Origin of the sequence: Iamia sp., assembly GCF_035575815.1 — a bacterium.
Lineage (GTDB): Bacteria > Actinomycetota > Acidimicrobiia > Acidimicrobiales > Iamiaceae > Iamia.
Genome location: NZ_DATLXO010000016.1, coordinates 1 through 4,122 on the forward strand (window position 1 = coordinate 1; position 4,122 = coordinate 4,122).

A 4,122-nucleotide genomic window follows, 5' to 3' on the forward strand; every position below is an offset into this window, starting at 1 on the left:
TACCTCCGCCGCACCGCCGCCACCGGGGTGGCGCGCCGCCTCGTCGCCCAGGCCGACGAGGTGTCGCTCGGCGTCGCCGACGGCACGGGGCGCGAGCCCGCCGCGGTCGCGGCCGTCCTCCGGGAGGTGGGTGAGAGCTTCCTCAACTACCAGGTGATCGCCAACCGCGAGCAGGAGCAGCGCAACGAGCTGGCCCGCACCCCCGACGTGGTGGCCACCGTGCCCTACTTCGAGTCCGACATCGCCGATCTGGCCGGCCTCCTCCGCCTCGGCGACGCCCTCTGGCGCTGAGCGCTCATCGGTCGGGTCCCTCCGCCTGTCCGCTTCTCGCGCCGTGGGGCGCGACTGCGTTCCCTGACTGCGCGAGCCGCCGCTGCCGATCGGCGGTCGGGCGCCGACCCGTCAGGCGGGCGGCGGCGGGGAGCTCGGCATCGACGGGATGGCGTAGGTGACGGTGGCCTGGGCGACGGGGGCGGGGTCGCCGCCGCTGGTGATGCGGACGTCGATGACGGCCTGACGTCGGCCGCGACGGAGCACCTCGGTGGTGGCGACGACATCGCCGGGTTGGGGCTTGCGGAGGAAGTGGATCGAGAGGTGGCTGGTCACCGAGAGGGCGACGGGGCCGATCTCGGCCAGCACCGCGGCCCACGCCGCGGTGTCGGCCATGGTCATCAGCGTCGGGCCCGACACGGTGCCCCCGGGTCGGAGCATGGCGTGCGTCGCCGGCAGCCGGACGACGGTGCGGCCGGGGCCGATCGCTTCCACCACGTGGGGCGGCTCCCAACCCGGGAACGAGCCCCGGATGAACGTCGTCAGCTCGGCGGCAGTCATCACGGGGTCCTCGGCCATCACCCACGCCTACCACGACACCGAGGCGAACTTCGTACGGAGGTGTGCCCCCGGGGACCACTTCAGTCCAAAGCTCGGGGCACCGCGCGGAACTTCGTACGATGCGGCGGTGGCCAGCCTGTCGGAGATCGCGCGAACCCAGACCGAGCTCGACGAGCCCCAGCAGACCCACCTCCACCGCTTCGTCGTGTCCTGGGGGCTCATCGCGGACCTGTGCTTCTCGGATCTGCTGCTCAACGTGCCGACCGACGCCAAGGGCAGCCACTTCGTCGTCGCCGGCCAGGTGCGGCCGACCACCAACCAGACCCTCTACGTGCGCGATCTCCTCGGTGAGATCGCCGACGAGGAGGAGCGGCCGCTGATCGCCCGCTCCTACCGGCGCGGCGAGATCATCGAGGGCGAGGTCACCGACCCGATCATCCGTGAACGGGTGCGGATGCTCTGCATCCCGGTGCGCCACAAGGGCGAGACCATCGCCGTGCTGAGTCGGGAGTCGACCCCCTCGGTGGGGCGGGCGGCCGGCGAGCTCGAACGCACCTACCAGGAGATCTTCAACCGCTTCGCCCGGATGATCGCCGCCGGGGAGTTCCCCTACGCGCGCGAGGACGGCGACTCCGAGGAGAACCTCCGCGTCGGCGACGGCTGCCTGGTGCTCGACGGCTCGGCCCGGGTGACCTACGCCTCGCCCAACGCCGTCTCGGCCCTGCATCGGATCGGCATCCACGTCAACACCGAGGGCCTGCGCGTCGGCGAGCTGGGCCTGGACGACGAGCCGGTGCGCACCGCCTTCGCGGTGGCCGCCCCCGTGACCGAGGAGATCGACCCCCGCCCCGGGGTGAGCGTCCTCCTCCGGTGCATCCCGATGGTCGACGCCGGTCGGGTGACCGGTGCCGTGCTGCTGCTGCGCGACGTCACCGAGATCCGGCGCCGGGACCGGCTGCTGCTCTCCAAGGACGCGACCATCCGCGAGATCCACCACCGGGTGAAGAACAACCTGCAGACCATCTCCTCGCTGCTGCGCCTGCAGGGCCGCCGCCTGTCGTCGGACGAGGCCAAGAGCGCGATCGGTGAGTCGGTGCGGCGCATCTCCTCGATCGCCCTGGTGCACGACATCCTCGCCCGTGAGGCCGGCGAGGACATCCCGTTCGTCGAGGTGCTCCGCCCGCTGGTGCGGATGGTCGAGGAGAGCCTGAACTCACCGGACCGAGAGGTGGGCTTCTCGGTGCACGGTGACCCCGGCATCCTGCCCGCCGGCATCGCCACGCCGATGGCCGTGGTGCTCAACGAGCTGCTGCAGAACACGATGGACCACGCCTTCCCGCCTGCGCCCGACGGAAGCCGCCCGGTGGGGCGGGTGCGGGTCGAGATGGTGAACGACGGCCTCGAGCTCGTCACCCGGGTGATCGACGACGGTGCGGGCCTGCCCGAGGGCTTCTCGGTGGCGGCCAGCACCGGTCTCGGCCTCTCGATCGTGCGAGCCCTGGTCACCTCGGACCTGGCCGGCACCATCGACATGTTCGAGCCCGTCGCCGGTGGAGGGGGCACCCAGGTCGACCTGCGCGTGCCCCTCGACGCCGAGCTGCCGGGTTGAGCGGTGGGCGACGCGCCCGGGGCCCGGAGGAGGCTCAGGCCATCTGGCGGGGGCGGGCCTGCTGGCGCTTGCGGATCTGGCGACGCTCGTCTTCCGAGGTGCCCCCCCAGATGCCGGAGTCCTGGTTGGTGTCGATGGCGTACTCGAGGCACCGCGTCTGGGCCGCACACACCCGGCACACCGCCTTGGCGTTCTCGATCTGCTCGATGGCCGGACCGGTGGTGCCCACCGGGAAGAAGAGGTCCGGATCGGTGTCCCGGCAGGCGGCGTCGCGACGCCACTCGGCGGAGGCAACGGTCAGGGACAGCAGGTGACTGGGACTCAGGGCCACGGGAGACCTCCATCGGTCGGCGAGGGAGAGTTCGTGACTCCCTTCACATGCCGTTGCACCCGCGTAAGAAGAACGGTGTGCGCGGCGGCGGATGAAGGCGAGGCTACCCGTGTGTGCTAGCTCCGGCAAGCACTTTCTGCTCGGCAACCGATGTCACCTCCGCCATCGAGGCGGGGGATCGACCCCCATCATCACCGGAGAGAACCCGTGACCGCCAATCGTCCTCTCATCATCGCTCACCGTGGCGCCTCAGCTGCGCACCCGGAGAACACCCTGGTCGCCTTCGCGGCGGCCGGGGCCTTGGGAGCCGATGCCGTCGAGCTCGACGCCCGGCGCACCGCGGACGGCGCCGTCGTCGTCCACCACGACGACACCCTTCCCGACGGGCGGGTGATCGTCGGGCTGGCATGCGGCGAGCTGCCCGACTCGGTGCCCACCCTGGCCGAGGCCCTCGACGCCTGCGGTGACCTGATCGTCAACATCGAGATCAAGAACCTGCCCGGCGAAGCCGACTTCGACCCCTCCGAGAGGGTGGCCGAAGCGGTCGTGGCCGAGGTGGCCGCCCGGGCCACCGGTGCGCGCACCGTCGTGTCGTGCTTCCACCGTCCCACCATCGACCGGGTGCGGGCTCTGGCCCCCGACCTGGTCACCGCGTACCTCCACCTCCACCTCGACGGGGCCACCGCCCTGGCCGAGGCCGTGGCCCACGGTCACCGCCTCCTCCACCCGTGGTACGGATGGGTCACCGAGGAGCTGGTCGCCGCCGCCCACGCCGCCGGCGTGGGTGTCAACACCTGGACCGTCGACGACCCCGAGCTCATGGTGCGACTGGCGTCGATCGGGGTCGACGGCATCGTGACCAACGTCCCCGACGTCGCGCTGCAGGTGCTCGGGCCTCGGTAGCAGGTGACCGCGGCCGCCGGTCCGGGCCGGCGAAGTGGCGGTCAGCGGCCGAGCAGCCCGCCGAGGGCGCCGCCCACCCCGCCGCCGGCTCCCGAGACGGGGCCGGTGTTCTGGCCGCTCTGGTTCATGGCGGCCAGGTCGAGCTCGGAGGGCTGGACGATGACCCAGCCCTGGCCACCGAAGCCGATCTGCACGGCCTGCCCGCTCACCCGCATGGTGGCCACGCCCTCACCCGAGAGCTTCTGCTTGAGCATCTTCCCGATGCCGCCCGCCCCCCGGTAGTCGAAGCTGGCCTGGCCCTGGTAGGCGACCATCGCGCCCTGCCGGGCCAGGATCGTGTCTGGGTTGCCGTCGAGGCCGACCCTGACCTTCAACAGGGGCCGGGTACCCGTCGTCGACCGCCGATGCGGCCGGATCGCGTCCCGCGGCGAGGAGGTCAGGGGTTGTC

Annotated in this window: 6 protein-coding genes; 3 read left to right on the top strand and 3 right to left on the bottom strand. The window is 72.0% G+C overall.

Features of this window, described 5'->3' with window-relative positions:
• The coding region (locus VNL12_RS01245) for a hypothetical protein (RefSeq protein WP_325590840.1) at positions 1-291 on the top strand (291 nt) is incomplete at its 5' end.
• A 111-nt stretch (positions 292-402) separates the two neighbouring features.
• Here the strand turns inward: VNL12_RS01245 and VNL12_RS01250 are convergent.
• A complete protein-coding gene (locus VNL12_RS01250) occupies positions 403-849 on the bottom strand; it encodes a PaaI family thioesterase (protein WP_325590841.1) in 447 nt (148 codons plus the stop codon).
• A 109-nt stretch (positions 850-958) separates the two neighbouring features.
• Between VNL12_RS01250 and VNL12_RS01255 the strand changes: the two genes are divergently transcribed.
• Positions 959-2,440: a sensor histidine kinase gene (locus VNL12_RS01255; RefSeq protein WP_325590843.1), complete on the top strand. Its 1,482-nt coding sequence runs from the start codon at positions 959-961 to the stop codon at positions 2,438-2,440.
• Between the two features lie 34 nt (positions 2,441-2,474).
• On the opposite strand, the gene VNL12_RS01260 is transcribed toward VNL12_RS01255, so the two are convergent.
• Positions 2,475-2,765, bottom strand: coding sequence for a WhiB family transcriptional regulator (locus VNL12_RS01260; RefSeq protein WP_325590849.1), 291 nt, complete (start codon positions 2,763-2,765; stop codon positions 2,475-2,477).
• Between the two features lie 213 nt (positions 2,766-2,978).
• On the opposite strand from VNL12_RS01260, the gene VNL12_RS01265 reads away from it, so the two are divergent.
• Positions 2,979-3,674: a glycerophosphodiester phosphodiesterase gene (locus tag VNL12_RS01265; protein WP_325590845.1), complete on the top strand. Its 696-nt coding sequence runs from the start codon at positions 2,979-2,981 to the stop codon at positions 3,672-3,674.
• A gap of 41 nt (positions 3,675-3,715) precedes the next feature.
• Here the strand turns inward: VNL12_RS01265 and VNL12_RS01270 are convergent, their stop codons facing one another.
• Complete coding sequence (locus tag VNL12_RS01270) at positions 3,716-4,048, bottom strand: AIM24 family protein (protein ID WP_325590847.1); 333 nt, start codon at positions 4,046-4,048, stop codon at positions 3,716-3,718.
• Positions 4,049-4,122 lie beyond the last annotated feature (74 nt).

Bases quoted from the DNA above. Each gene is read 5' to 3' on its own strand.
- VNL12_RS01250 (WP_325590841.1), bottom strand. From the start codon at position 849: ATGGCCGAGGACCCCGTGATGACTGCCGCCGAGCTGACGACGTTCATC.